Genomic DNA, 25,940 nt, shown 5'->3' with positions numbered 1-25,940 from the left:
CCGGGTTCGACCGGGTTCGACCGGGTCAGCGGCGCGGGGTCAGCGGGGCCGGGTCAGCGGGGTGGCAGCGTCGCCCGCGCGCAGGGTGCTCTCCTGCACCATATGCGACAGCTCCACGTCCAGGACCAGGGCCAGCGCGGCGACGGCGAACAGGTTGGGGGTGGGCACCGCGCCCCGCTCGATCTTGCGCAGGGTCTCCTCCGCCAGCCCGGCCCGGGCCGCCACCTCGCGCACGGTCCGCTCGCCCCGTGCCTGCCGGAGCAGGGCGCCGAGTGCAGCGGTCGTCGCCTGCACGGTGGGGACCTGCTGTCGGTCGACTGCGCGCGATCATCTACGGCTGGCACGGCGACAAGGCCGTGACCGTGGCGGTGGGGCCGATGAGCGAGGATGACGCCCGGCTGGTCGCCACCGGCTGCGGGCGGGCAACGCCATCGCGATCGCGCCGATGTTCCACCAGGGCACCAGCCGTTACCGGACCAAGAGGGACTGCTGGTCGATCGCCACGGCCGACGGTCGCCGCGCGGCGCACTGGGAGCACACCGTCGCCGTCACCGACGACGGCCCGGAGATCCTCACCGCCCGCTGAGGCCTACCGCAGCGCTCCGATCGCCTCGGCCACCGCCAGCACCCGTTGCGCCTGCTCGACGTGCAGGTTCTCGATCATCCGGCCGTTCACCGTGACCACGCCGCGGCCCTCGCGCTGGGCTGCCTCGAAGGCCGCGATGACCTCCTGGGCCAGTGCGATCTCGTCCGGCGTGGGGGCGAAGGTGGTGTTGCACGGCTCCACCTGCCCGGGGTGGATGAGGGTCTTGCCGTCGAAGCCGAACTCCTTGGCCTGCTGCGCCTCCACGGTGAACGCCTCCAGGTCCGAGACGTCGTTGAACACGCCGTCGAGGATCTCCTTGCCGGCGTACCGGGCGGCCAGCACGGCCGTCGACAGCGCGGTGAGCAGCGGCGCCCGACCGGGGACGTGCTCTGCCCGCAGCTCCTTGGCCAGGTCGTTGGTGCCCATCACCAGCACCGACAGCCGCTGGGAGGCCGCGCAGATCTCGTGCGCGCGCAGGATCGCCACCGGGGTCTCGAGCATCGCCCAGATGGTGGTGTGGTCCGGGGCTCCACCGGCTTCCAGCGCCGCCTCCAGGGCGTGCACGTCGGCGACGGAGTTCACCTTGGGCACCACCACGGCGGCGGGACCGGCTGCCGCTGCGGCGCGCAGGTCGTCGTCGTGCCACGGGGTCCCGATGCCGTTGACCCGGATGGTCACCTCGCGACGGCCGTAGTCGCCGGACGACGCGGCCGCGCAGACCCGTTCGCGCGCAGCGGCCTTGGCGTCGGGTGCCACCGCGTCCTCGAGGTCGAGGATGAGGGCGTCCGCGGGGATGGTCTTGGCCTTCTCCAGCGCCCGCTCGTTCGCGCCCGGCATGTAGAGAACCGATCGCCGCGGCACGATCACCGGCGTGCTCACGCGGTGAACCCGTACCGCTGCGACAGCTCGGGATCGCGCTCGGCCAGCTGGTGGGCGAGGGACACCATCACCTGGCACTGCTTCACCGAGGCGTCGTCCTCCATCTTCCCGTCGATCATCAGCGCGCCCGAGCCGTCACCCATGGCCTCGATGACGGCCTGCGCGTGCAGCACGTCCGCGGGGTCCGGGGAGAACACCCGCTTCGCGATCTCGATCTGCACCGGGTGCAGGCTCCACGCGCCCACGCAGCCGAGCAGGAAGGCGTTGCGGAACTGGTCCTCGCACGCCACGACGTCCTTGATGTCCCCGAACGGCCCGTAGAACGGCAGGATCCCGGCGGCGGCGCAGGCGTCCACCATCCGCCCGATCGTGTAGTGCCACAGGTCCTGCTGGTACACCGACCGCGGCCCGTCGATGGCGCCGTCGGTCGGGTCCTGGCGGACCAGGTAGCCCGGGTGGCCCCCGCCGACGCGGGTCGTCTTCATCCGCCGGTTGGCGGCCAGGTCGGCCGGGCCCAGCGACAGTCCCTGCATGCGCGGGCTGGCGGTGCAGATGTCCTCGACGTTGGTCATGCCACGGGCGGTCTCGAGGATGGCGTGGACCAGGATCGGCCGCTGGAGGCCGGCCTTGGCCTCCAGCTGGGCGAGCAGGCGGTCCACGTAGTGGATGTCCTCGGGCCCCTCGACCTTCGGCACCATGATCACGTCGAGCTTGTCGCCGATCTCGGTGACCAGCGTCGTCAGGTCGTCCAGGCCCCACGGGGAGTCCAGGCTGTTCACCCGGGTCCACAGCTGGGTCTCGCCGAAGTCGTTCTCCTTCGCCACCTGCACCAGACCGGCGCGAGCGGCCTCCTTGTTCTCCGACTTGACCGCGTCCTCGAGGTTGCCGAGCAGGATGTCGACGCCGGCCGCGATCTGGGGCGCCTTGGCCACCATCTTCGGGTTGCTCGGGTCGAAGAAGTGGATCATTCGCGACGGTCGGAACGGGATCTCGCGCACGGGGTCCGGGGCGCCGACGGCGAGCGGGCGATAGAAGTCTCTCGGGGAGTGCATGGAGCTCCGTTCCAGGCTGCGGTGACGGGAGGAGATCGGCTGCGACCCTACGACGGGACCCCGACACCGCGGTGCACGCAGGTGGCCGTTGTCACGCCCCTGGTCCAGCAGGGCCCGGGGGCTGGCCTACCAGGGCCCGGGGACGTAGTCCTTGAGAAACACACCGTGCACGTCCTCGCCGGCCTCGCCGCGCACGATCGGGTCGTACACCCGTGCCGCCCCGTCCACGAGGTCCAGCGGTGCGTGGAAACCCTCCTCGGCGAGGCGCAGCTTGGTCGGGTGCGGCCGCTCGTCGGTGATCCACCCGGTGTCGACGCTGGTCATCAGGATGCCGTCGGTCAGCATCTCCGTGGAGCTGGTGCGGGTGAGCATGTTCAGCGCAGCCTTGGCCATGTTGGTGTGCGGGTGTCCCGGGCCCTTGTAGCCGCGGTTGAACACGCCCTCCATCGCCGAGACGTTGACGACGTAGGTGCGCCGGGCCGACGAGGCGGCCATCGCCGGCCGCAGCCTGCTGATGAGGATGAACGGCGACGTGGAGTTGCACAGCTGCACCTCGAGCAGCTCCATCGCGTCGACCTCGTCCACCCGCTGGGTCCAGCTGTTCACGTCGTGCAGGTCCGGTACCAGGCCGCCCGCGTCGATCGCGGTGCCGGCGGCGACCCGGTCCATCGAGGCCGACCCGGCCCGCATCGCGAGCTCGGTCACGGCGTGCGGGGTGGGGTGCGCCGCCAGCGAGCCGGCCAGCGCGGCGGGGTGCGCGTCGCTGACGTGGTCGAAGGTGATCAGCTCGGGCAGCGGTCCGGCGGGCAGCGGGGCGGACTCGGCCGCCACGAGCGGTGCGTAGGAACCCGGCGAGCGACGCACCGTCTGCGCCGCGTTGTTGATGAGGATGTCCAGCGGGCCCTGCTCGGCCACGGTGTCGGCCAGCGCGACGGCCTGGGCGGGGTCGCGGAGGTCGATGCCCACCACGCGGAGGCGGTGCAGCCAGTCGTGGCTGTCCTCCATGGCCGTGAAGCGGCGCACGGCGTCGTGCGGGAACCGCGTGGTGATGGTGGTGTGCGCGCCGTCGCGGAGCAGCCGCAGCGCGATGTACATGCCGATCTTCGCCCGCCCGCCGGTGAGCAGGGCGCGCTTGCCGGTGAGGTCGGTGCGGGCGTCCCGCCGGGCGCGGTTCACCGTCGCGCAGGTCGGGCAGAGCTGGTGGTAGAACGCGTCGACCTGGGTGTACTTCTGCTTGCACTGGTAGCAGGGTCGGGGCCGCAGCAGCGTTCCGGCCGAGGCGCCGGGGGCGTTGGAGACCAGCGGGATGCCTTGGGTCTCGTCGTCGATCCGATCGGGGGATCCGGTGGCCGTCGCCGCCACGACCGCACGGTCGGCGGCGCTCACGGCGTCGCGACGGACCACCCGGCGGTTGACCTTGACCGCCTTGAACATCTTCGCGGTCGCCCGGCGCAGGGCCAGGACGTCCGGGTGCTCGGGGGGCAGCGACTCTGCGGCACGCATCACCTCGAGCACGCGGGCCAGGTCGTCGGGGTGGATCCCGTCCTCGGTGGTCACGTGCCTCATCCTCCCGCACTGCGGTTGCCGGTGATCGCCACGGTGGGGGAGGGTCAACGGCGTGCCAGACCACATCCTCGACGAGCTGACCTGGCGGGGACTCCTCGCCCACACCACCGACCCCGACGCGCTGCGGGAGGAGCTCGACGCGGGCCCGATCACCCTCTACTGCGGCTTCGACCCCACCGCTGCGAGCCTTCACGTCGGCAACCTGCTGCAGCTGCTGACGGTGCGCAGGCTCCAGCTGGCCGGGCACCGCCCGCTTGCGCTGGTGGGCGGGTCCACCGGGATGATCGGCGACCCCAAGGAGACCGGGGAGCGCACCCTGAACAGTGCCGAGGTCGTCGCGGGATGGGTGTCCCGCATCCAGGCGCAGGTCGCCCGGTTCCTCGACTTCGACGGACCGCACGCGGCGACGATGGTCAACAACCTCGACTGGACCGCCGGGCTGAGCACGCTGGACTTCCTCCGCGACGTGGGCAAGCACTTCCCGGTCAACCGGATGCTGGACCGTCAGGTGGTGAGCACCCGGCTCGAGGCCGGCATCAGCTACACGGAGTTCAGCTACGTCCTGCTGCAGTCCATGGACTACCTCGAGCTGCACCGCCGTCACGGGTGCGTGCTGCAGACCGGGGGCAGCGACCAGTGGGGCAACATCACCGCCGGTGTGGAGCTGGTCCGCCGGGCCGACGGTGTGCGTGTGCACGCGTTGGCAACACCCCTGGTGACCCGGGCGGACGGCACCAAGTTCGGCAAGACCGAGGCGGGCACGGTCTGGCTCGATCCGGACATGACCTCGCCGTACGCCTTCTTCCAGTTCTGGGTGAACGCCGAGGACAGCAAGGTCGGTGAGTACCTGCGCCTGTTCACCTTCCTCGACCGCGCCGTCCTCGCGGAGCTGGAGCAGGAGACCGCCGAGCGTCCGCAGGCCCGGGGCGCGCAGCGCACCCTCGCCAGAGAGGTGACCACGCTCGTGCACGGGGCCGAGCAGGCCCGGGCGGCCGAGCTCGCCGCCGGCGCGCTGTTCGGGCGCGGCGACCTCGAGGAGCTGGACGAGACGACCCTGCGGTCCGCGCTGACGGAGGCCTCCCTGGTGCGGGTCGGGCCGGAGGACCCTCGGGGGATCGTGGACCTGCTCGTGGCCACCGGTCTGGTCGACAGCCGCAGCGCTGCCCGCCGTGCCGTGGCCGAGGGCAGCGTCTCGGTGAACAACACCAAGGTGACCAGCGAGGACTGGGTCGGCGAGGCGACGGGCGCTCTGCACGGCAGTCTCCTGGTGGTCCGACGTGGTCGGCGTCACATGACCGGTGTGGAGCTCCTGCACCGCTGAGACCGAGGTCGTGGACCCCGGGGCGCGGAGGTGAACGGCGTCCGACCTGCGGGTTCACGGGGTGGAGACGACGGGTGGCCTGCGCTGTGCAGGGGATTTGACTCCCAGGACTCACCTGCGTAACTTTCTCCTTGTCGCCAGGGCGGGACGCCGAACCGGTCACCACGACGGTCACGAGGTTGGACCGCCTGACACCTGCTCCACACGATGGTCGCAACTTCGGTTGTGAGCGCGTACAGTGAGCAGAGCGCGACAAGCCCCCGAAGTTCGGGCCACAAGGCCTGGGTCTTCTGGTGTGCGTGTGTTCTTTGAGAACTCAACAGTGTGCCGATGATTGTCAGTGCCAATTGTTTGGATTTGGCTCTTGCGCATCTTTTGGGGTGTGTGGGGGTTGCTAGTTGAGTTTTAAGTGCAGTGATTGTTCTCTTCGAGAACTTACGGAGAGTTTGATCCTGGCTCAGGACGAACGCTGGCGGCGTGCTTAACACATGCAAGTCGAGCGGTAAGGCCCTTCGGGGTACACGAGCGGCGAACGGGTGAGTAACACGTGGGTGACCTGCCCTCCACTCTGGGATAAGCCTGGGAAACTGGGTCTAATACCGGATATGACCACATGTCGCATGGTGTGTGGTGGAAAGCTTTACGTGGTGGGGGATGGACCCGCGGCCTATCAGCTTGTTGGTGGGGTAATGGCCTACCAAGGCGACGACGGGTAGCCGGCCTGAGAGGGCGACCGGCCACACTGGGACTGAGACACGGCCCAGACTCCTACGGGAGGCAGCAGTGGGGAATATTGCACAATGGGCGAAAGCCTGATGCAGCGACGCCGCGTGAGGGATGACGGCCTTCGGGTTGTAAACCTCTTTCAGCAGGGACGAAGCGAGAGTGACGGTACCTGCAGAAGAAGCACCGGCCAACTACGTGCCAGCAGCCGCGGTAATACGTAGGGTGCGAGCGTTGTCCGGAATTACTGGGCGTAAAGAGCTCGTAGGCGGTTTGTCACGTCGGCTGTGAAAACCCATCGCTCAACGGTGGGCTTGCAGTCGATACGGGCTGACTTGAGTACTGCAGGGGAGACTGGAATTCCTGGTGTAGCGGTGAAATGCGCAGATATCAGGAGGAACACCGGTGGCGAAGGCGGGTCTCTGGGCAGTAACTGACGCTGAGGAGCGAAAGCGTGGGTAGCGAACAGGGATTAGATACCCTGGTAGTCCACGCCGTAAACGGTGGGTGCTAGGTGTGGGTTTCCTTCCACGGGATCCGTGCCGTAGCTAACGCATTAAGCACCCCGCCTGGGGAGTACGGCCGCAAGGCTAAAAAACTCAAAGGAATTGACGGGGGCCCGCACAAGCGGCGGAGCATGTGGATTAATTCGATGCAACGCGAAGAACCTTACCTGGGTTTGACATACACCGGAAACACTCAGAGATGGGTGCCCCGCAAGGTCGGTGTACAGGTGGTGCATGGCTGTCGTCAGCTCGTGTCGTGAGATGTTGGGTTAAGTCCCGCAACGAGCGCAACCCCTGTCCTGTGTTGCCAGCACGTTATGGTGGGGACTCGCAGGAGACTGCCGGGGTCAACTCGGAGGAAGGTGGGGACGACGTCAAGTCATCATGCCCCTTATGTCCAGGGCTTCACACATGCTACAATGGCCGGTACAGAGGGCTGCTAAGCCGCGAGGTGGAGCGAATCCCTTAAAGCCGGTCTCAGTTCGGATCGGGGTCTGCAACTCGACCCCGTGAAGTCGGAGTCGCTAGTAATCGCAGATCAGCAACGCTGCGGTGAATACGTTCCCGGGCCTTGTACACACCGCCCGTCACGTCACGAAAGTCGGTAACACCCGAAGCCAGTGGCCCAACCCTTGTGGAGGGAGCTGTCGAAGGTGGGATCGGCGATTGGGACGAAGTCGTAACAAGGTAGCCGTACCGGAAGGTGCGGCTGGATCACCTCCTTTCTAAGGAGCTCACAGCGCCTGTCGGTGTCCATCGCGTCCAGTACCAGCTGTGCTCACCTCTCGGGGTGGGTGGTGGCAGGGAACGGGTGGTGGGCTTGAGTGCAGGATGTGGCCCCGTTCGCAGGCGTTCGTCTTGCGCGGGGTTCGCTCATGGGTGGAACGCTGACACGTCCCGGCATCGTCTTCTGGCCCTGTGTGGTCGGGGGGTGGTGGTGGGCATCGGTGCACTGTTGGGTCCTGAGAGAACACACGCTTGGTTGGGTGTGTCTCTTGGTTGCGGGCTCCTGCAGCCGGCCACATCAGCTTGTCGTCTCCCGCGTGTCGCCTTCGGGTGGTGGTGTGGGTGTGGTGGGTGTTGGTGGCGGTGTGTGTGGGGGTTTCCCGTGTGTTGTTTGAGAACTGCACAGTGGACGCGAGCATCTTTGTGGCCAAGTTTGTAAGGGCGCACGGTGGATGCCTTGGCACCAGGAGCCGATGAAGGACGTAGGAGGCTGCGATAAGCCTCGGGGAGCTGTCAACCGAGCTGTGATCCGAGGATGTCCGAATGGGGAAACCCGGCCCCAGTGATGTGGGGTCACCCTCACCTGAACACATAGGGTGAGTGGAGGGAACGTGGGGAAGTGAAACATCTCAGTACCCACAGGAAGAGAAAACAACAGTGATTCCGTGAGTAGTGGCGAGCGAAAGCGGAAGAGGCCAAACCATGGGTGTGTGATAGCTGGCAGGCGTTGCACTCGTGGGGTTGTGGGACTCAACGTACCGGGACTGCTGTACCGGTGGAGAGTAAGAAAGTGATGTGGTTAGCGGAAGTCGCCTGGGATGGCGTGGCGTAGAGGGTGAGACTCCCGTACGCGAAAACCTGTCACCTCTCTTGTTGAGCACCCAAGTAGCAGCGAGCCCGTGAAATTCGCTGTGAATCTGTCGGGACCACCCGATAAGCCTGAATACTCCCTGGTGACCGATAGCGGACTAGTACCGTGAGGGAAAGGTGAAAAGTACCCCGGGAGGGGAGTGAAATAGTACCTGAAACCGTGCGCTTACAATCCGTCGGAGCTTTCGCACACCTTGTGTGTGGGGGGTGACGGCGTGCCTTTTGAAGAATGAGCCTGCGAGTTAGTGGTACGTGGCGAGGTTAACCCGTCGTGGGGTAGCCGTAGCGAAAGCGAGTCCGAACAGGGCGAATCAGTCGCGTGCTCTAGACCCGAAGCGGAGTGATCTACCCATGGCCAGGGTGAAGCGACGGTAAGACGTCGTGGAGGCCCGAACCCACTTAGGTTGAAACTGAGGGGATGAGCTGTGGGTAGGGGTGAAAGGCCAATCAAACTCCGTGATAGCTGGTTCTCCCCGAAATGCATTTAGGTGCAGCGTCGCGTGTTTCTCACCGGAGGTAGAGCTACTGGATGGTCTAGAGGGCCAACAAGCTTATCGAAACCAGCCAAACTCCGAATGCCGGTGAGTGAGAGCGCGGCAGTGAGACTGCGGGCGATAAGGTTCGTAGTCGAGAGGGAAACAGCCCAGATCACCGGCTAAGGCCCCTAAGCGTGTGCTAAGTGGGAAAGGATGTGGGGTCGCGAAGACAACCAGGAGGTTGGCTTAGAAGCAGCCACCCTTGAAAGAGTGCGTAATAGCTCACTGGTCAAGTGATCCTGCGCCGACAATGTAGCGGGGCTCAAGCACACCGCCGAAGCCGTGGCATTCACACTTGTGATTCACTTCTCCCTGCGGGGTGGGGTGCAGTCGTGTGGATGGGTAGGGGAGCGTCGTGCAGCCAGGGAAGCTCCGGAGTGATCCAGGGGTGGAGGCTGCACGAGTGAGAATGCAGGCATGAGTAGCGAAAGGGGGTGAGAAACTCCCCGCCGAATGACCAAGGGTTCCTGGGCCAGGTTAATCCGCCCAGGGTGAGTCGGGACCTAAGGCGAGGCCGACAGGCGTAGTCGATGGACAACGGGTTGATATTCCCGTACCCGTGTGAACGCGCCCATGGCGAACCCCGTGATGCTAACCGCCCGAAGCGCCTCGTAGCGCCGGCTTTCGAGCCGGTTGCGTGGGGTGTGGAGCGCGGGAACCGACCGGGTAGTAGCCAAGCGATGGGGTGACGCAGGAAGGTAGCCGCGCCAGTGAGTGGTAGTACTGGTGTAAGGACGTAGGGGCGGGACACAGGCAAATCCGTGTCCCACGAAGCCTGAGATCTGATGCATAGCCGACTGAGGCGAATGTGGTGATCCTATGCTGCCGAGAAAAGCCTCTAGCGAGCTTTCACACGGCCCGTACCCCAAACCGACACAGGTGGTCAGGTAGAGAATACCAAGGCGATCGAGATAACTATGGTTAAGGAACTCGGCAAAATGCCCCCGTAACTTCGGGAGAAGGGGGGCCATGGCATGTGACGCTCTTCTCGGGCTGAGCGTGTTGTGGCCGCAGAGACCAGTGGGAAGCGACTGTTTACTAAAAAAACACAGGTCCGTGCGAAGTCGTAAGACGATGTATACGGACTGACGCCTGCCCAGTGCTGGAAGGTTAAGAGGACCGGTCAATCACTTCGGTGGTGAAGCTGAGAATTTAAGCCCCAGTAAACGGCGGTGGTAACTATAACCATCCTAAGGTAGCGAAAATTCCTTGTCGGGTAAGTTCCGACCTGCACGAATGGCGTAACGACTTCCCAGCTGTCTCAACCATAGACTCGGCGAAATTGCAGTACGAGTAAAGATGCTCGTTACGCGCGGCAGGACGGAAAGACCCCGGGACCTTCACTACAGCTTGGTATTGGTGTTCGGTTCGGCTTGTGTAGGATAGGTGGGAGACTGTGAAGCGGCCACGCTAGTGGTGGTGGAGTCGCCGTTGAAATACCACTCTGGTCGAGTGGATGTCTAACCTCGGTCCGTGATCCGGATCAGGGACAGTGCCTGGTGGGTAGTTTAACTGGGGCGGTTGCCTCCCAAAAATGTAACGGAGGCGCCCAAAGGTTCCCCTCAGCCTGGTCAGCAATCAGGTGTTGAGTGCAAGTGCACAAGGGAGCTTGACTGTGAGACTGACAGGTCGAGCAGGGACGAAAAGTCGGGACTAGTGATCCGGCATCGGCAAGTGGAAGCGGTGTCGCTCAACGGATAAAAAGGTACCCCGGGGATAACAGGCTGATCTTCCCCAAGAGTCCATATCGACGGGATGGTTTGGCACCTCGATGTCGGCTCGTCGCATCCTGGGGCTGGAGTAGGTCCCAAGGGGTTGGGCTGTTCGCCCATTAAAGCGGCACGCGAGCTGGGTTTTAGAACGTCGTGAGACAGTTCGGTCCCCTATCCGCCGCGCGCGCAGGAAACTTGAGGAAGGCTGTCCCTAGTACGAGAGGACCGGGACGGACGAACCTCTGGTGTGCCAGTTGTCCCGCCAGAGGGCACGGCTGGTTGGCTACGTTCGGAAGGGATAACCGCTGAAAGCATCTAAGCGGGAAGCTCGTTCCAAGATGAGGTTTCCCACCCCCTTGAGGGGGTAAGGCCCCCAGCAGACCACTGGGTTGATAGGCCGGAACTGGAAGCACCGCAAGGTGTGCAGGTGACCGGTACTAATAGGCCGAGGACTTACCACAAAGCTGCTACGCGTCCACTGTGCGGTATCTGAGACAACACACCGCACCACCCACCCTTCCCAGGGGCCACCGGGTCGGGAGGGTGAAGTGTTGTCCCGCCTTGTTACGGTGGTCATAGCGGAGGAAACGCCCGGTCCCATTCCGAACCCGGAAGCTAAGCCCTCCAGCGCCGATGGTACTGCACTCGCCAGGGTGTGGGAGAGTAGGACACCGCCGAACACCATTCCCAGAAAGGGGACCCCACACGTTGGGGTCCCCTTTTCTGCGTTCACAGCAAGAAGCGTCAGAGAGGTGTGCATCGTGGCTGAGGACGATCGTCGATCCGGTCGGGGTGCGCCCTCACGAGGTGGTGCCGGTCGCGGTGGTTGGCGTCCCGACGGGCCTCGCAACGACGTGCGGCGGGTGCCCTCGGGCGAGGACGCACCCCGTCGTGTCCGTCCCGACGAGCCGGACCTGCCCGACGAGGTGCAGGCGGGTGCGCTCGACAAGGACGTGCGACGTGACCTGCTGAGCCTGGACAAGTCCAACGCCGAGGCCGTCGCCCGCCACCTGGTCATGGCCGGTGCCCTGGTCGACGAGGAGCCCCAGCTCGCCCTCGCGCACGCGCGCGCCGCCCGCAACCGTGCGGGCCGGATCGCTGCCGTCCGGGAGGCGGTCGGGATCACGGCCTACCACGCGGGTGAGTGGGCCGAGGCTATCGCCGAGCTGCGTGCGGCACGGCGGATGGCGGGTGGACCTGGCTTGGTGGCCGTCCTGGCCGACTGCGAGCGCGCACTGGGCCGGCCGGAGCGAGCACTCGAGCTGGGTCGCTCCGAGGAGGCGCGGGCGCTCGGCCCGGACGAGGCCGCCGAGCTGCGCATGGTGCTGTCGGGTGCTCGCCAGGACATGGGGCAGCTGGATGCCGCCGTGGTCATGCTGCAGACCCCTGAGCTGGACGCGACCCGCACCGGGACTCCGGCCGCGCGGTTGTTCTACGCCTACGCCGACGCTCTCGTCGTGGCGGGCCGGCGGGACGACGCGCTGCGGTGGTTCCTCAACGCGGCCCAGGCCGACGTCGACGGGGAGACCGACGCGGAGGAGCGCGTCGAGGAGCTCGGCGGGGGCGTCGAGGCGTGAGCGGCACGCTGCGCGAGGAGCACGACGCGCTGCTGCTCGACCTCGACGGCACGGTGTACGCGGGCCAGGACGTCGTGCCCGGGGCACTGGCCGCTCTGACGGGATCCGCCCAGCGGCTGCTGTACGTCACGAACAACGCCAGCCGCACACCGAGCGCCGTGGCCGCACACCTGACCGAGCTCGGCCTCCCGACCACCGCCGCGGACGTGGTGACCAGCGCTCAGTCCGCGGCCCGGCTGCTGGGTGAGCGGCTCGAACCGAGGGCGGCCGTGCTCGTGGTGGGGGCACCTGCGCTGGTCGAGGAGATCAGCGCGGTGGGGCTCGTGCCGGTCCGCGGGTCCGAGCCAACGCCGGCAGCCGTCGTGCAGGGCCACTCCCCGGACACCGGGTGGACGGCGCTGGCGGAGGCGACGGTGGCCATCCGGGCGGGTGCGGTCTGGGTGGCGACGAACACCGACCTCACGCTGCCGAGCGCGCGCGGGCTGCTGCCGGGCAACGGATCCCTGGTGGCGGCCGTTCGCTGCGCCACCGGTCAGGAACCGCTGGTGGCGGGGAAGCCGGCCAGGCCCCTCATGGAGGACGCGCTGGACCGGTCCGGCGCGACGGCCCCGCTGGTCGTGGGCGACCGGCTCGACACCGACATCGCGGGGGCTCGCGCCGTCGGTGCCCGCTCGCTGCTCGTCCTGACCGGGGTGAGCACACCGATGGAGCTGCTGCGCGCGCCCGAGGAGCAGCGACCTGATCTCGTCGCGGCCGACCTGGGCGGCCTCGACCGTGCGGCGCAGGAGCTCGCGATCGATCACGTGGACGGCTGGAGCGTGCACGTCGACGGATCGACCCTGGTGCTCGCGTGCGATGACGGGGCCGCGGATCCCGTGGCCGGTCTGCGTGCCGCCTGCCGACCGGCGTGGGACGACCCGGGGTGGACCGTCCTGCGGGCCGAGGGAGCCGGGGCCGAGTCGGCCCTGCGGTCGTGGGGGATCGACCCGGGCTGAGGACGTCGTCGCCGCGCGTACCGCGGCACCGCGGTCATCCCACCCGGTGGGGTCCACAGCATCGGCTAGCGTTCGCCCCGATGAGCACGCCCACTCCCGGCCCACTCCCGGCCGCACCCACCAGGCTCGACCCTGCCGCTGTCCTCGCGGAGGTCGACCACGTCCTCGACCGCCCGGTGGGCGACCTCGCCGAGGAGGCCACGGCCCTCGACGGCGTGCACCGGCGCCTGGCCGCCGCGCTCGCCACCATCGACAGGGTCTGAGGTGGCGCGCCGCGCGAGGGTCGACGCCGAGCTCGTCCGTCGGGGCCTGGCCCGCTCCCGGGAGCACGCGACCGAGCTCGTGGCGGCCGGCCGGGTGCTGATCAACGGGTCGGTGGCCACGAAGCCGGCCACCGCGGTCGAGGCCGGTACCCCGGTGCGGGTCACCCAGCAGTCCGGCGAGCATCAGTGGGCCTCGCGCGGGGCGCACAAGCTGCTCGGTGCGCTGGCCGCGTTCGGGCCCGGCGGCCTCGCGGTGAAGGGGCGCCGCTGCCTCGACGCGGGCGCCTCGACCGGCGGGTTCACCGACGTGCTCCTGCAGCGCGGGGCTCGGGAGGTGGTGGCTGTCGACGTCGGCTACGGCCAGCTCGTGTGGCGGCTGCAGAGCGACGATCGTGTGCACGTGCTGGACCGCACCAACGCCCGTGCGCTCGACGCCGAGGCCGTGGGGGGCGCCGTGGACCTCGTGGTCGGCGACCTGTCGTTCATCTCGCTGCGGCTCGTGCTGCCCGCCCTGGCGGCCTGCACCACACCGGGTGCGGACCTGGTGCCCATGGTGAAGCCGCAGTTCGAGGTGGGCCGGGAGCGGGTCGGTCACGGCGGGGTGGTCCGCGACCCCGAGCTGCGTGCCTCCGCCGTGCTCGACGTGGCCGCCGTGGCCGCCGCCCTGGGGCTGTGCACCCGGGGTGCCGTGGCCAGCCCGCTGCCGGGCCCGTCCGGCAACGTCGAGTTCTTCCTCTGGCTCACCCACGACCCCGCCACCGCCGCCGCACAGGATCTCGACGAGGTCCGGTCGATGATCGGCACCGCCGTCCAGGAAGGCCCCCAGTGAGCACTCCCACCCCGTCGGGGCCCCCGCGCGAGGTGCTCCTCGTGGTGCACACCGGACGGGCCGAGAACGCCGAGCCCGCCAAGCGGGTGGCCGCGCGGCTCACCGCGGCCGGCATCGGGCTGCGGGTGCTGGTCGAGGAGAACGAGGACCTCGCCCTGCCCAGCGTGCTCGGGGCGCACCCGGTGGACGCCAGCCCGGCGGCCGCGGCCGGCGCGGAGCTCGTCCTGGTGCTCGGCGGCGACGGCACCCTGCTGCGCGCGGCCGAGATCGCGCGTCCCGCGCGGGTACCCGTGCTGGGCATCAACCTCGGACGGGTGGGGTTCCTCGCCGAGGCCGACCCCGACGACCTCGAGGCCGCGCTGGACGCGGTGGTGAACACCGAGTACCGGGTCGAGGAGCGGATGACCCTGGACGCGGTGGTGACCCTGGACGACGTGGTTCTCGGCCGAAGCTGGGCGCTGAACGAGGCCAGCGTCGAGAAGCGGTCCCGCGGGGGGATCCTCGAGGTCGTGCTGGAGGTCGACGGCCGCCCGCTGTCCGGCTTCGGCTGCGACGGGGTGCTCGTCTCCACGCCCACCGGCTCCACCGCCTACGCGTTCTCCGCCGGCGGTCCCGTGATGTGGCCGGACACCGAGGCGCTGCTCGTGGTGCCGAGCAACGCCCACGCGCTGTTCGCCGGGCCGCTCGTGGTCAGCCCGCACTCGGTGGTGGCGGTGGAGATCGACGCCAACGGGCCGGGCGCCGTGCTCAGCTGCGACAGCCGCCGCACCGTCGCCGTACCGGCCGGTGCCCGGGTGGAGGTGGTCCGCGGCGAGACCCCGGTGCGCCTGGTCCGCTTCGACAACGCGCCGTTCACCGACCGCCTGGTGGGCAAGTTCAACCTGCCGGTGCAGGGCTGGCGGGGCAAGCACCACTGACGCTGGCGCGCGGGAACCGTCCGCCGGCCCGGCTAGGGTTCCCACCGTGCTGTCCGAGATGCGGATCCAGGGTCTCGGAGTGATCGCCGAGGCCGACGTCGAGCTCGGCGCGGGGCTGACCGTGCTGACCGGGGAGACCGGCGCAGGCAAGACCATGGTCGTCACCGGTCTGCACCTGCTCAGCGGAGCCCGCGCCGATCCGAGCCGGGTGCGCACCGACGCGCGACGCGCCGTCGTCGAGGGGCGGTTCACCCTGGACGGACCCGCCGGTGCGGCGGCAGCGGCGGTGGTGGAGGCCGCGGGTGCGGACGCCGACGAGGACGGCACGGTCATCGCCGTGCGCACCGTCTCTGCCGACGGCCCCAGCCGAGCCCACCTCGGTGGGCGCAGCGTTCCCGCCGGCACCCTGGCCGAGTTCACCGGTCCGCTGCTGACCGTGCACGGCCAGAACGACCAGCTGCGCCTGCTGCGGCCGGCCGAGCAGCGCGCCGCCCTCGACCGCTCGGCCGAGCAGGTCGCCCCGCTGCTGGCCGCCTACCGGGACGCGCGGGCGCGGTGGCAGACCGCCGCGCGGGACCTCGCCGAGCGCACCGCCCGATCGGCCGAGCTCGCGAGGGAGGCCGAGTCGCTGCGCGCCGGGCTCGAGGAGGTGGCGGCGGTGGACCCGCAGCCCGGCGAGGACGTCGAGCTCTCCCGCACCGTGAACCGGCTCGGGGACCTGGACGCGCTCCGGTCCGGGGCGGCCCAGGCGCAGGCCGCCCTGATGGGCTCCGACGACGACGAGTCCGGGGGAGCGCTGGGGCTGGTGGCGCAGGCCCGGGCCCGGATGCTGGCCGCCGGTGACGACGCGCTCACCGCTCAGCAGGAGCGTCTCGGCGAGGTGGTGGCCGTGCTCACCGACGTCGGGGCCGAGCTCAGCGCGTACCTGGCGGACCTCCCCGCGGACGGCGCTGCGCTCGACTCCGTGCTCACCCGGCAGTCCGAGCTCAAGACGCTCGTGCGCCAGCACGCCACCGACGTCGACGGGGTGCTCGAGTGGGCCCAGCACGCCCGTGCGCGGCTGGTCGAGGTGGACGTCTCCGGGGACACCCTCGATGCCCTCGCCCAGCGCCGTGACGCCCTCGCGGAGAACGCCGCCGCCACGGCGGGCGCGCTGCGGGCCGCGCGCCAGGCGGCCGCGACCGTGCTGGCCGCCGCCGTGAGCACCGAGCTGTCCGGTCTGGCGATGGGCCAGGCCCAGCTGGAGGTGGCGGTGACCGACCGGCCGGCAGCGGACGGGGACACCGCGGCGCTGCTGGTGGACGGGGTGCTGCTGCACGCCGGTGCCCACGGGGTGGACGAGGTGGAGCTGCGGCTGGTCGCCCACGCCGGTGCGCCCGCGCTGCCGGTCGGGCGCAGTGCCTCCGGCGGCGAGCTCTCCCGCGTCATGCTGGCGCTGGAGGTGGTGCTGGCCACCGCCGACACCACGGCGACCCTGGTGTTCGACGAGGTCGACGCGGGCGTCGGCGGTCGCGCAGCCGTCGAGGTGGGGCGCCGGCTGGCCCGGCTCGCCCGCACCCACCAGGTCATCGTGGTCACCCACCTGCCGCAGGTCGCGGCCTTCGCCGACACCCACCTCGTCGTCGACAAGGCGGCGGCTGACGGTGCCGTGACGGCGAGCGGCGTCCGCAGGCTGACCAGCGAGGAACGGGTGGCCGAGCTGGCCCGGATGCTGGCCGGGCTCGACGACACCGACACCGGTCGGGCGCACGCGGAGGAGCTGCTGCAGACGGCCTCGGCGGACCGCGCCCGGTAGCACGCCGTCGGCGCGCCTACCCCGGACCGGCTCGCGCGCCGGTCACCATGGGAGCCATGAAGCTGCCCGCCCTGCTCTCCCGCTCCCAGGAGACCCTGCCCGGTGTGAGCGGGGTCGCCCGGGTCGACCGCAACACGCCACGTCTGCTGCGCCGCGTCGGCCACGGCGACATCGCCGTGCTCGACGAGGTCGATCTCGATCGGGCCACCGCGGACGCCCTGGTGGCCGCCGAGGTCTCCGCCGTGGTGAACGCAGCGCCCTCGATCTCCGGGCGCTACCCCAACCTCGGCCCCGAGATCCTCGTGGGTGCCGGCATCCCCCTGGTGGACTCGGTGGGCACCGAGGTGTTCCGGGCGGTCAAGGACGGTGCTCGGCTGCGGGTGCACGAGGGGGTCGTGTTCGCCGGTGACCGTCAGGTGGCCCAGGGCTCCGAGCAGTCCCCGGAGTCGGTCGCCGACCAGATGGTGGAGGCCAAGACCGGGCTCGTCGACCACCTCGAGGCCTTCTCGGGCAACACCATCGAGTTCATCCGCCGCGAGAGCCCGCTGCTGCTGGACGGGGTGGGCGTCCCCGACGTGGACGTCGACATGGACGGCCGTCACGTCGTCGTCGTGAGCGGCGGTTCCGGGCACGAGGAGGAGCTCAAGAGCCTCAAGCCCTTCATCAAGGAGTACCGGCCCGTGCTCATCGGGGTGGACTCCGGTGCGGACACGCTGCGGCGGCTCGGCTACAAGCCCGACCTCGTGGTGGGCGACCCGGAGGCGATCGAGACCGACACCCTCAAGTGCGGCGCCCAAGTGGTCCTGCCCGCTCACTCCGACGGGCACGCCCCCGGCCTGGAGCGGATCCAGGACCTCGGCGTCGGCGCGATGACCTTCCCCGCCTCGGGCTCGAGCGAGGACCTGGCCCTGCTGCTCGCCGACCACCACGGTGCCTCGTTGATCGTCAGCGTTGGGTCGGCTGCGACCTTGGACGAGTTCCTCGACCGAGGACGTCGGGACTCCAACCCGTCCACGTTCCTCACCCGGCTCAAGGTCGGTTCCAAGCTGGTGGACGCGAAGGCCGTGGCCACGCTGTACCGCAGCCGGGTCTCCGGCGGGGTGGTGCTGCTCCTGGTGCTGGCCGCCTTCGTGGCCATCGCCGTCGCGCTGGCCGTCTCCGGCGCCGGGCCGGAGTACCTCGACCGCGGCCGCCAGCTGTGGGACTCCTTCTACGACTGGGCCGGAGGCCTTCTCCAGTGATCTCGCTGCGCCACCACGTCATCTCCATCGCCGCCGTGTTCCTGGCGCTGGCCCTGGGGGTCGTGCTCGGCTCCACCTCGCTCTCCGACGGGTTGCTCTCCGGGCTCCGATCGGACAACACCGACCTGCGGAGCACGAACGACGGCCAGCAGGCCGAGCTCAACACCCTGCGCGGCCAGCTCAGGAGCGCGGACGGCTTCGACCTGGCGCTCGCACCGCTCGCGCTGCGCGGCTCCCTCGCGCAGCGCTCCGTCGTCGTGGTGACGGGCCCGGAGGCGGACTCCGCCGACCGGGACGCGATCATCTCCCTGATCGGACAGGCCGGGGCGACCGTGACGGGCCAGGTGTCGCTGACGGCGGCGTTCGTGGATCCCTCCAACGCCGACCAGCTGCGCTCCACCGTCACGAACGTGATCCCGGCCGGCGTGCAGCTGCCCACCGGCACCGTGGACGCGGGCAGCCTCGCCGGAGCGCTGCTGGGCTCGGTGCTGCTGCTGAACGGCACCACCGCACAGCCCCAGAGCACACCCGAGGAGCTCAGCGTCGCCCTGCAGGCCCTCCAGGCCGGTGGCTTCGTCGGGCAGAGCCAGGGCAAGGTCACGCCCGGGCAGCTCGCCGTGGTGCTCACCGGGGGGGCGGTCACCGGCGCCGGTGCGGGCGACCGGGCCGCCTCGGTGGCGCGCTTCGCGGCAGCCCTGGACCGCGCGGGTGCGGGGGCCGTGCTGGCCGGGCGCGCGGGGTCCGCCGAGGGCAACGGACCGGTGGGCGTGGCCCGGGCCGACACCGACATCACGGCGGCCCTCACCACGGTGGACAACGTCGACACCGCAGCCGGCCAGATCACCACGGTCCTCGGACTCCAGGAGCAGCTCAACGGTGCTGCTGGGCGGTACGGCACGGCGAGCTCGGCCCAGGGGATCACCGTGTCCGGACCGCAGGCCGGCTGAGCCGGGCTCGACGCGCCCCGCCGGGAGAGCTCGGTGGGGTGTGGCCGCTGTTAGGCTGACATCCCGTGGGTCGAGCACCTCGAACCCCTTCGCACCTCACGGGAGCCTCCTTGCCGCAGTCACGGCAGCACGACCGGTCCACCCCCACCAAGCACGTCTTCGTCACCGGCGGGGTGGCCTCCTCGCTCGGCAAGGGCCTCACGGCCTCGAGCCTGGGCCAGCTGCTCACCGCGCGGGGGCTCCGGGTGACCATGCAGAAGCTGGACCCGTACCTCAACGTGGACCCGGGGACGATGAACCCCTTCCAGCACGGGGAGGTGTTCGTCACCGAGGACGGGGCCGAGACCGATCTCGACATCGGGCACTACGAGCGCTTCCTCGACCGCGACCTGCCCAGCTGGGCGAACGTGACGACCGGGCAGGTGTACTCGACCGTCATCGCCAAGGAGCGCCGCGGCGAGTACCTCGGCGACACGGTCCAGGTCATCCCGCACATCACCGACGAGATCAAGTCCCGCATCATCGCGATGGACTCCGCCGACCTCCAGGGCGTGGAGCCCGACGTCGTCATCACCGAGATCGGCGGCACCGTCGGTGACATCGAGAGCCAGCCGTTCCTGGAGGCCGCCCGCCAGGTCCGCCACGACGTGGGCCGCGACAACGTGTTCTTCCTGCACGTCTCCCTGGTGCCGTTCCTGGCCCCCTCCGGCGAGCTGAAGACCAAGCCCACCCAGCACTCGGTGGCCGCGCTGCGCAACATCGGCATCCAGCCGGACGCGCTGGTCCTGCGCGCCGACCGTGACGTGCCCGACGGCCTCAAGCGCAAGATCGCCCTGATGTGCGACGTCGACTACGACGGTGTGGTGTCCACCCCGGACGCGCCCTCCATCTACGACATCCCCAAGGTGCTGCACGGGGAGGGCCTCGACGCCTACGTGGTGCGACGGCTGGGGCTGCCCTTCCGCGACGTCGACTGGACGGTGTGGGGCGACCTGCTGGAGCGGGTGCACTCCCCGCAGGAGCACGTGCGCATAGCGGTCGTCGGCAAGTACGTGGACCTCCCGGACGCCTACCTCTCCGTCACAGAGGCGCTGCGGGCGGGCGGTTTCGCGCACGAGGCCAAGGTGGAGATCGTGTGGGTGCCGTCGGACTCCTGCGAGAGCGACGCGGGGGCGGCAGCCGCGCTGCGCGGTGTCGACGGCGTGCTCGTGCCCGGAGGCTTCGGCATCCGCGGCATCGAGGGCAAGGTCGGTGCCCTCAAGCACGCCCGGCTGCGCGGCATCCCCACCCTGGGCCTGTGCCTCGGGCTGCAGTGCATGGTCATCGAGGCGGCGCGTTCCCTGGCCGGCCTCGAGGGGGCGAGCTCGAGCGAGTTCGACCCGCAGACCCCGTACCCGGTGATCTCCACGATGGCCGAGCAGGTGGCGGCCGTCTCCGGTGAGGCCGACCTGGGCGGCACCATGCGGCTGGGCGCCTATCCCGCGGTGCTCACCCCGGGCTCGGTGGTGGCCCGCGCCTACGGCAGCACCGACGTCTCCGAGCGGCACCGTCACCGCTACGAGGTCAACAACTCCTACCGCGACCAGCTCACCGGAGCCGGGCTCGTCATCAGTGGCACGTCCCCGGACGGCACCCTGGTGGAGTTCGTCGAGCTGCCGGCCGAGGTCCACCCGTTCTACGTCTCCACCCAGGCGCACCCCGAGCTCAAGAGCCGTCCCACCCGCCCGCACCCGCTCTTCTCGGCTTTCGTCCGGGCCGCCATCGACTACGAGTCCGCCGAACGCCTGCCGGTCTCGGTCCGCAGCTCGTGAGCACTCCCGGCGCCCACGACTTCCCGGTCGTCGGCACCGAGCTGGTGCACCGTGGCGCGGTCCTGGCGCTGCGGGTGGACGAGGTGCGGATGCCCGGCGGCCGGGTCGCGAACCGCGAGGTGGTGGAGAAGCAGGGGGCCGTGGCGGTGGTGGCCCTGGACGAGCAGGGGCGGGTGCTGCTGCTGCACCAGTACCGCCACCCGGTGGCGCGGCGGCTGTGGGAGCTGCCCGCGGGACTGCTGGACGTGGCCGGCGAGGAGCCCGTGCTGGCTGCGGCCCGCGAGCTCGCCGAGGAGGCCGGGCTGGCTGCTCAGCGGTGGTCGGTGCTGGTGGACGTGGCCTCGTCCCCCGGGTTCACCGACGAGGCCGTGCGGGTTTTCCTGGCGCAGGGGCTGTCCGCCGTGGCCTCCGGGACGGGTACCGACGACGAGGAGTCCGACCTCACCAGCGCCTGGGTGCCGCTGGCCGACGCCGTCGCCCGGGTGCTGTCCGGCGAGATCGGGAGCTGCACCGCTGTCGCCGGGCTGCTCGGCCTGGCGGCCCTGCGCTCCACCGGGGCGCAGCCCCGCGCGGTCGACGCCGAGTGGATCGACCGGCCCCAGCGGTTCGTGGCCCGTGGACCTCGCGGCGCCTGACCCCGGGGCAGGGGTGCTCGAGGAGCAGGTGCGCGGCTACCTCGACCACCTCACCGTCGAGCGCGGCACCGCCCGGAACACGCTGGACTCCTACCGGCGGGACCTGCGCCGCTACGTCGCGCACCTGCACGGACGCGGGGTGCACCAGCTGGCGGGGGTGGCCGAGGCCGACGTGCAGGAGTTCGTGGTGGCCCTGCGCACGGGGGACCCGGAGGCGGGGGTCGCGCCGCTCGCGGCCACCTCCGCCGGACGGGCGCTGGTCGCCGCGCGTGGCCTGCACCGCTTCGCGCTCGAGGAGGGGCTGGTGGCCGAGGACGTCGCGCACGAGGTCCGGCCGCCCCGGGCGGCCCAGCGGCTGCCCAGGGCGCTGCCCGTGCACGACGTCCTCGCGCTGCTGGAGGCCACGGGCGGCGCTGCCGGGACGGCGGGGCCGCGCCAGCTGCGGGACCGGGCGCTGCTGGAGCTGCTGTACTCGACCGGGGCGAGGATCTCGGAGGCGGTGGGCCTGGACGTCGACGACGTGGACGCCGTGACCCGCTCGGTGCTGCTGGACGGCAAGGGGGGCAAGCAGCGACTGGTCCCCGTGGGCCGTCCGGCCCTCGCGGCACTGGACGCGTGGCTGGTGCGGGGCCGGCCCGCCCTGCTCACCCGGGGCACGCCGGCGGTGTTCCTCAACGCGCGGGGTGGGCGGCTGTCGCGGCAGAGCGCCTGGCAGGTGCTGCAGCAGGCCGCCACGGGGGCGGGGCTGACGGTCGCGGTCTCCCCGCACACCCTGCGGCACAGCTTCGCCACGCACCTGCTCGACGGTGGGGCGGACGTGCGGGTGGTGCAGGAGCTGCTCGGGCACGCCTCGGTGACGACGACCCAGGTGTACACGCTGGTCACCGTGGAGGGCCTGCGCGAGGTGTGGGCGGGCGCGCACCCCCGAGCGCGGTGAGCGCGAGCGCGGTGAGCGCGAGCGTGTGACCGAGCGCGGTGAGCGCGAGCGTGTGTCGGCGAGGCGCGTTGGTCCCCGGTCGGGCGGACTCCTAGTCTCGACACCAGCACCCTCGTGACGTTCCCGCCGTACCGCACGAGCACCCAGCAGAGAGGCACCCACGTGTCGTCAGCCCCGCCGTCCGCGTCGGGATCCTCGGGCGGCCAGGGCGCGCTCGAGGGCCTGCCGACACCGCAGGTGCCCGCACCCCCGGTCGACGCCGACGGCTTGGGCCCCACCGGCCGCGCCCCCCGCCCGGTGCCCGAACCGCCCGTGCTCACCAGCCACGGCCCGGCCCGGGTCATCGCCATGTGCAACCAGAAGGGCGGCGTCGGCAAGACCACGTCGACCATCAACCTCGGCGCGGCGCTGGCGGAGGCCGGTCGGCGCGTGCTGCTGGTGGACCTCGACCCGCAGGGTGCGCTCTCCGCGGGTCTCGGGGTCGCCCACCACGAGCTCGAGCTCACGGTGCACAACCTGCTGGTCGAGCGGAAGGTCTCAATCGACGACGTGCTCATGCGCACCCACGTCGACGGCATGGACCTGCTGCCCAGCAACATCGACCTCTCCGCCGCGGAGATCCAGCTCGTCACCGAGGTGGGCCGCGAGCAGACCCTCGGGCGGGTCCTGCACCCCGTGCTCGACCGCTACGACTACGTGCTCATCGACTGCCAGCCCTCGCTCGGCCTGCTCACCGTCAACGCCCTGACCTGCGCTGACGCCGTGATCATCCCGATGGAGTGCGAGTACTTCAGCCTGCGTGGGCTCGCGCTGCTCAACGACACCCTGGAGAAGGTGCGCGACCGGCTGAACCCACGGCTGCGCCTGGCCGGGATCCTGGTGACGATGTTCGACGCCCGAACCCTGCACGCCCGCGAGGTGATGGCCCGGGTGGTCGAGGTGTTCGGCGACACGGTGTACGACACCGTCATCAACCGCACCGTCAAGTTCCCCGAGACCTCGGTGGCGGGAGAGTCGATCATCACCTGGGCGCCGAAGTCGGCGGGCGCCACGGCCTACCGGGCGCTGGCCCGCGAGGTCATCGCGCGGTGACCGTCCAGGTCGCGGCCCAGGCGCAGGACGAGCGGACCCACACCGGCTTCCCGGTGCGGCTGCGCAACTTCGAGGGACCGTTCGACCTGCTGCTCCAGCTCATCAGCTCGCGGCGCCTGGACGTCACCGAGGTGGCGCTGCACCAGGTGACCGACGACTTCGTGGCACACATGCGGGCGATGGGCGACTCGGTGGGCCTGGAGGAGACCACCGAGTTCCTGGTGGTCGCGGCGACCCTGCTCGACCTCAAGGCCGCGCGGCTGCTGCCGCAGGGTGAGGTGGAGGACGCCGAGGACCTCGCCCTGCTCGAGGCCCGGGACCTGCTGTTCGCCCGGCTGCTGCAGCACCGGGCCTACCAGCAGGTGGCGACGCTGTTCACCGAGCTCGAGGCAGCGGCGCTGCACCGCTACCCGCGCTCGGTGTCCCTGGAGGCCCGGTTCGCCGCGCTGCTGCCCGAGGTGCTGCTCGGGGTCGACGTGCAGCGCTTCGCCGAGGTTGCCGCCGCGGTGTTCCGGCCGGCCCCGCCCCCGCCGCAGGTGAGCCTGGCCCACCTGCACGCCCCGCGGGTGTCGGTCGCCGAGCAGGCGCAGGTGGTGCTCGCCGCGCTGCGGAACCGGGCGGCGGGGGAGTGGACGTCGTTCGCCGAGCTGGTGGCCGACTGCGCTCGCACCGTCGAGGTGGTCGCACGGTTCCTGGCCCTGCTCGAGCTGTTCCGCGACGCCGCGATCGACCTCGACCAGGCGGAGGCGCTGGCCCCTCTCCGGGTGCGGGTGAGCGGCGACGCCGGCGCCGTGGCGGTGTCGGGTGCGGTGGCGGTGTCGGGTGCGGTGGCGGACGAGGAGTGGGCGTGAGCGAGGGGCCGGCGGACGTCGCCGGGCCCGCCGAGCTGGAGCTGCAGCCGACGCCGGTGCCCGACCTGCACGCCGACACCGAGCTCGACGCCGCGCTGGAGGCCCTCATGCTCGTGGTGGACGCCCCGGTGGGCGAGGAGGTGCTGGCCGGCGCGGTCGACCAGCCGGTCGCGCGGGTGCGGTCCGGGCTCGAGCGCCTCAGCGTCGGCTACACCGCCCGGGGCAGCGGGATCGACCTCCGCCGGGTGGGGGACGGGTGGCGGATGACCACCCGCGACGTGCACGCGCCCTACGTCGAGAAGCTGCTGCTGGACGGGGTCCGCAGCCGCCTGACCAGGGCCGCGTTGGAGACACTGGCCGTGGTGGCCTACCGTCAACCCGTCACGCGTGCCCGCATCGCTGCGGTGCGCGGCGTGAACGTGGACGGTGTGGTGCGCACGCTGCTGGCTCGCGGCCTGCTCGCGGAGGCCGGCAGCGACCCCGACACCCACGCGACCCTGTACTCGACGACCGAGCTGTTCCTGGAGCGCCTCGGGTTGTCGTCACTGGCGGACCTGCCCTCGCTGGCCCCGCTCCTGCCCGAGGTGGACCTGATCGACATGGACGAGAATGCCTGACAAGAAGACGCCCGCCGGCAACCGGTTCCGGGCCGCGGAGAAGGCCCGGCGCGAGCGCCCCCGCCCGGACAAGGACTGGCGGAACTCGCCGTCACCGACCAAGCCCGCCTCCGAGGGTGACGGGGCGAAGCCCGCCCGGGCGCCGCGCACGGGCAGCGCCAACCCCGCGAACGCCGAGGGGGTGCGGCTGCAGAAGGTGCTGGCCCAGGCCGGCATCGCCTCCCGCCGTGCCTCCGAGGAGCTCATCGACGAGGGCCGCGTGGAGGTGGACGGCAAGGTCGTGCGCGAGCAGGGCCGTCGGGTCGACCCGGAGACCGCGGTGGTCAAGGTGGACGGCGAGCGCATCGTCATCACCCAGGACCTGGTGCACCTGGCGCTGAACAAGCCCAAGGGCATGCACTCCACGATGAGCGACGACCTGGGCCGTCCCTGTGTGGGCGACCTGGTGGCCGAGCGCGTGGCGGCCGGTCAGCGGCTGTTCCACGTCGGCCGTCTCGACGCCGACACCGAGGGCCTGCTGATGCTGACCAACGACGGCGACCTGGCCCACCGGCTCATGCACCCTTCCTACGAGGTGCCCAAGACCTACCTGGCCACGGTGGACGCGCCGATCCCGCGGGACCTGGGCAAGCGGCTGCGCGCCGGCGTCCAGCTCGAGGACGGCATCGTCAAGGTCGACAGCTTCGGCGTGGTCGACGTGTGGGAGGGCGAGGCGCTGGTCAAGCTCGTGCTGCACGAGGGCCGCAAGCACGTGGTGCGGCGCCTGCTCGAGGAGGTCGGTCACCCGGTGCGCAAGCTCGTCCGCACCGATATCGGCCCGCTCAAGCTCGGCGAGCAGCGCCCCGGTTCCATCCGGGTGCTCAACCGCGGCGAGGTCGCCAGCCTGTACGCGGCGGTGGACCTGTGACCCTCCCGCCACGCCACCTCGTGAGCACCGACGCGCCGCTGGTCATCGC

At 70.3% G+C, this 25,940-nt stretch carries 19 protein-coding genes, 3 rRNA genes and 2 pseudogenes; 20 read left to right on the top strand and 4 right to left on the bottom strand.

The features are described 5' to 3' along the window. Positions 1-39: 39 nt before the first annotated feature. Positions 40-294 carry a helix-turn-helix domain-containing protein gene (locus RHODO2019_RS08905; RefSeq protein ID WP_265381467.1) on the bottom strand — a complete coding sequence of 85 codons (255 nt, stop codon included), beginning with the start codon at positions 292-294 and terminating at the stop codon, positions 40-42. 100 nt (positions 295-394) lie between these two features. Here RHODO2019_RS08905 and RHODO2019_RS08900 point away from each other — a divergent pair. Next, positions 395-586: pseudogene (locus RHODO2019_RS08900) on the top strand (type I methionyl aminopeptidase); the annotation flags it as partial. A 3-nt stretch (positions 587-589) separates the two neighbouring features. Here RHODO2019_RS08900 and RHODO2019_RS08895 read toward each other — a convergent pair. The 3 genes from RHODO2019_RS08895 to RHODO2019_RS08885 all read right to left on the bottom strand — a co-directional run bounded on the left by RHODO2019_RS08895 (position 590) and on the right by RHODO2019_RS08885 (position 4,083). Further along, positions 590-1,423, bottom strand: coding sequence for an HpcH/HpaI aldolase/citrate lyase family protein (locus RHODO2019_RS08895; protein WP_265384700.1), 834 nt, complete (start codon positions 1,421-1,423; stop codon positions 590-592). A gap of 38 nt (positions 1,424-1,461) precedes the next feature. Next, positions 1,462-2,517: an HpcH/HpaI aldolase/citrate lyase family protein gene (locus RHODO2019_RS08890; protein WP_265381466.1), complete on the bottom strand. Its 1,056-nt coding sequence runs from the start codon at positions 2,515-2,517 to the stop codon at positions 1,462-1,464. 126 nt (positions 2,518-2,643) lie between these two features. After that, positions 2,644-4,083, bottom strand: a complete 1,440-nt coding sequence (locus RHODO2019_RS08885; protein ID WP_435532097.1) for an SDR family NAD(P)-dependent oxidoreductase — start codon at positions 4,081-4,083, stop codon at positions 2,644-2,646. A gap of 52 nt (positions 4,084-4,135) precedes the next feature. Between RHODO2019_RS08885 and tyrS the strand changes: the two genes are divergently transcribed. The 19 genes and pseudogenes from tyrS to RHODO2019_RS08790 all read left to right on the top strand — a co-directional run bounded on the left by tyrS (position 4,136) and on the right by RHODO2019_RS08790 (position 25,891). Beyond that, positions 4,136-5,404: a tyrosine--tRNA ligase gene (gene tyrS, locus RHODO2019_RS08880; RefSeq protein ID WP_265381465.1), complete on the top strand. Its 1,269-nt coding sequence runs from the start codon at positions 4,136-4,138 to the stop codon at positions 5,402-5,404. Between the two features lie 434 nt (positions 5,405-5,838). Next, positions 5,839-7,358 (top strand): 16S ribosomal RNA (locus tag RHODO2019_RS08875). A 426-nt stretch (positions 7,359-7,784) separates the two neighbouring features. Further along, a 23S ribosomal RNA gene (locus tag RHODO2019_RS08870) occupies positions 7,785-10,937 on the top strand. Positions 10,938-11,042: 105 nt separating this feature from the next. Beyond that, a 5S ribosomal RNA gene (gene rrf, locus RHODO2019_RS08865) occupies positions 11,043-11,157 on the top strand. Together the 16S, 23S and 5S rRNA genes form the textbook arrangement of a ribosomal RNA operon. A gap of 93 nt (positions 11,158-11,250) precedes the next feature. After that, a pseudogene (locus RHODO2019_RS08860) lies at positions 11,251-12,054 on the top strand (hypothetical protein); the annotation flags it as partial. Continuing rightward, positions 12,051-13,049, top strand: coding sequence for an HAD-IIA family hydrolase (locus RHODO2019_RS08855; RefSeq protein WP_265384586.1), 999 nt, complete (start codon positions 12,051-12,053; stop codon positions 13,047-13,049). The pseudogene RHODO2019_RS08860 and the gene RHODO2019_RS08855, both read left to right, overlap by 4 nt. A gap of 80 nt (positions 13,050-13,129) precedes the next feature. Further along, a complete protein-coding gene (locus RHODO2019_RS08850) occupies positions 13,130-13,312 on the top strand; it encodes a hypothetical protein (RefSeq protein WP_265384585.1) in 183 nt (60 codons plus the stop codon). A gap of 1 nt (position 13,313) precedes the next feature. Then, on the top strand, positions 13,314-14,141 hold the full coding sequence (locus RHODO2019_RS08845) for a TlyA family RNA methyltransferase (RefSeq protein ID WP_265384584.1): 828 nt from the start codon (positions 13,314-13,316) through the stop codon (positions 14,139-14,141). Then, positions 14,138-15,058, top strand: coding sequence for an NAD kinase (locus RHODO2019_RS08840; protein WP_265384583.1), 921 nt, complete (start codon positions 14,138-14,140; stop codon positions 15,056-15,058). The genes RHODO2019_RS08845 and RHODO2019_RS08840 overlap by 4 nt, the downstream gene beginning before the upstream one ends. 46 nt (positions 15,059-15,104) lie before the next feature. Then, positions 15,105-16,853, top strand: a complete 1,749-nt coding sequence (gene recN / locus RHODO2019_RS08835; protein ID WP_265384582.1) for a DNA repair protein RecN — start codon at positions 15,105-15,107, stop codon at positions 16,851-16,853. A gap of 56 nt (positions 16,854-16,909) precedes the next feature. Continuing rightward, a complete protein-coding gene (gene steA, locus RHODO2019_RS08830) occupies positions 16,910-18,094 on the top strand; it encodes a putative cytokinetic ring protein SteA (RefSeq protein ID WP_265384581.1) in 1,185 nt (394 codons plus the stop codon). Next, on the top strand, positions 18,091-19,041 hold the full coding sequence (locus RHODO2019_RS08825) for a copper transporter (protein ID WP_265384580.1): 951 nt from the start codon (positions 18,091-18,093) through the stop codon (positions 19,039-19,041). Before steA ends, RHODO2019_RS08825 begins: the two co-directional genes overlap by 4 nt. Before the next feature lie 110 nt (positions 19,042-19,151). Beyond that, positions 19,152-20,852 carry a CTP synthase gene (pyrG, locus tag RHODO2019_RS08820; protein WP_265384579.1) on the top strand — a complete coding sequence of 567 codons (1,701 nt, stop codon included), beginning with the start codon at positions 19,152-19,154 and terminating at the stop codon, positions 20,850-20,852. After that, positions 20,849-21,487, top strand: coding sequence for an NUDIX domain-containing protein (locus RHODO2019_RS08815; protein WP_265384578.1), 639 nt, complete (start codon positions 20,849-20,851; stop codon positions 21,485-21,487). The genes pyrG and RHODO2019_RS08815 overlap by 4 nt, the downstream gene beginning before the upstream one ends. Positions 21,488-21,500: 13 nt before the next feature. Then, positions 21,501-22,424 (top strand): site-specific tyrosine recombinase XerD, encoded by a 924-nt coding sequence (locus RHODO2019_RS08810; RefSeq protein ID WP_265384698.1) that lies wholly within the window; start codon positions 21,501-21,503, stop codon positions 22,422-22,424. A gap of 222 nt (positions 22,425-22,646) precedes the next feature. Then, positions 22,647-23,516 carry a ParA family protein gene (locus RHODO2019_RS08805; RefSeq protein WP_265384697.1) on the top strand — a complete coding sequence of 290 codons (870 nt, stop codon included), beginning with the start codon at positions 22,647-22,649 and terminating at the stop codon, positions 23,514-23,516. Then, the gene (locus RHODO2019_RS08800) at positions 23,513-24,367 is read left to right on the top strand and encodes a segregation and condensation protein A (protein WP_265384577.1); all 855 of its coding nucleotides are present in this window, start codon (positions 23,513-23,515) and stop codon (positions 24,365-24,367) included. The genes RHODO2019_RS08805 and RHODO2019_RS08800 overlap by 4 nt, the downstream gene beginning before the upstream one ends. A 35-nt stretch (positions 24,368-24,402) precedes the next feature. After that, a complete protein-coding gene (gene scpB / locus RHODO2019_RS08795; protein WP_265384696.1) occupies positions 24,403-24,984 on the top strand; it encodes an SMC-Scp complex subunit ScpB in 582 nt (193 codons plus the stop codon). Next, positions 24,977-25,891 carry a pseudouridine synthase gene (locus RHODO2019_RS08790; RefSeq protein WP_265384576.1) on the top strand — a complete coding sequence of 305 codons (915 nt, stop codon included), beginning with the start codon at positions 24,977-24,979 and terminating at the stop codon, positions 25,889-25,891. The genes scpB and RHODO2019_RS08790 overlap by 8 nt, the downstream gene beginning before the upstream one ends. Positions 25,892-25,940 lie beyond the last annotated feature (49 nt).

Source organism: Rhodococcus antarcticus (genome assembly GCF_026153295.1).
Classification (GTDB): domain Bacteria; phylum Actinomycetota; class Actinomycetes; order Mycobacteriales; family Mycobacteriaceae; genus Rhodococcus_D; species Rhodococcus_D antarcticus.
This window is presented reverse-complemented; position numbering and strand designations above follow the sequence as displayed.

What these genes read in the sequence shown, in the direction of transcription:
- RHODO2019_RS08895 (WP_265384700.1), bottom strand. Translation starts at nt 1,423, where the DNA reads ATGCCGGGCGCGAACGAGCGGGCGCTGGAGAAGGCCAAGACCATCCCC.
- RHODO2019_RS08890 (WP_265381466.1), bottom strand. Translation starts at nt 2,517, where the DNA reads ATGCACTCCCCGAGAGACTTCTATCGCCCGCTCGCCGTCGGCGCCCCG.
- RHODO2019_RS08885 (WP_435532097.1), bottom strand. Translation starts at nt 4,083, where the DNA reads ATGAGGCACGTGACCACCGAGGACGGGATCCACCCCGACGACCTGGCC.
- RHODO2019_RS08850 (WP_265384585.1), top strand. Translation starts at nt 13,130, where the DNA reads ATGAGCACGCCCACTCCCGGCCCACTCCCGGCCGCACCCACCAGGCTC.
- steA (WP_265384581.1), top strand. Translation starts at nt 16,910, where the DNA reads ATGAAGCTGCCCGCCCTGCTCTCCCGCTCCCAGGAGACCCTGCCCGGT.
- RHODO2019_RS08790 (WP_265384576.1), top strand. Translation starts at nt 24,977, where the DNA reads ATGCCTGACAAGAAGACGCCCGCCGGCAACCGGTTCCGGGCCGCGGAG.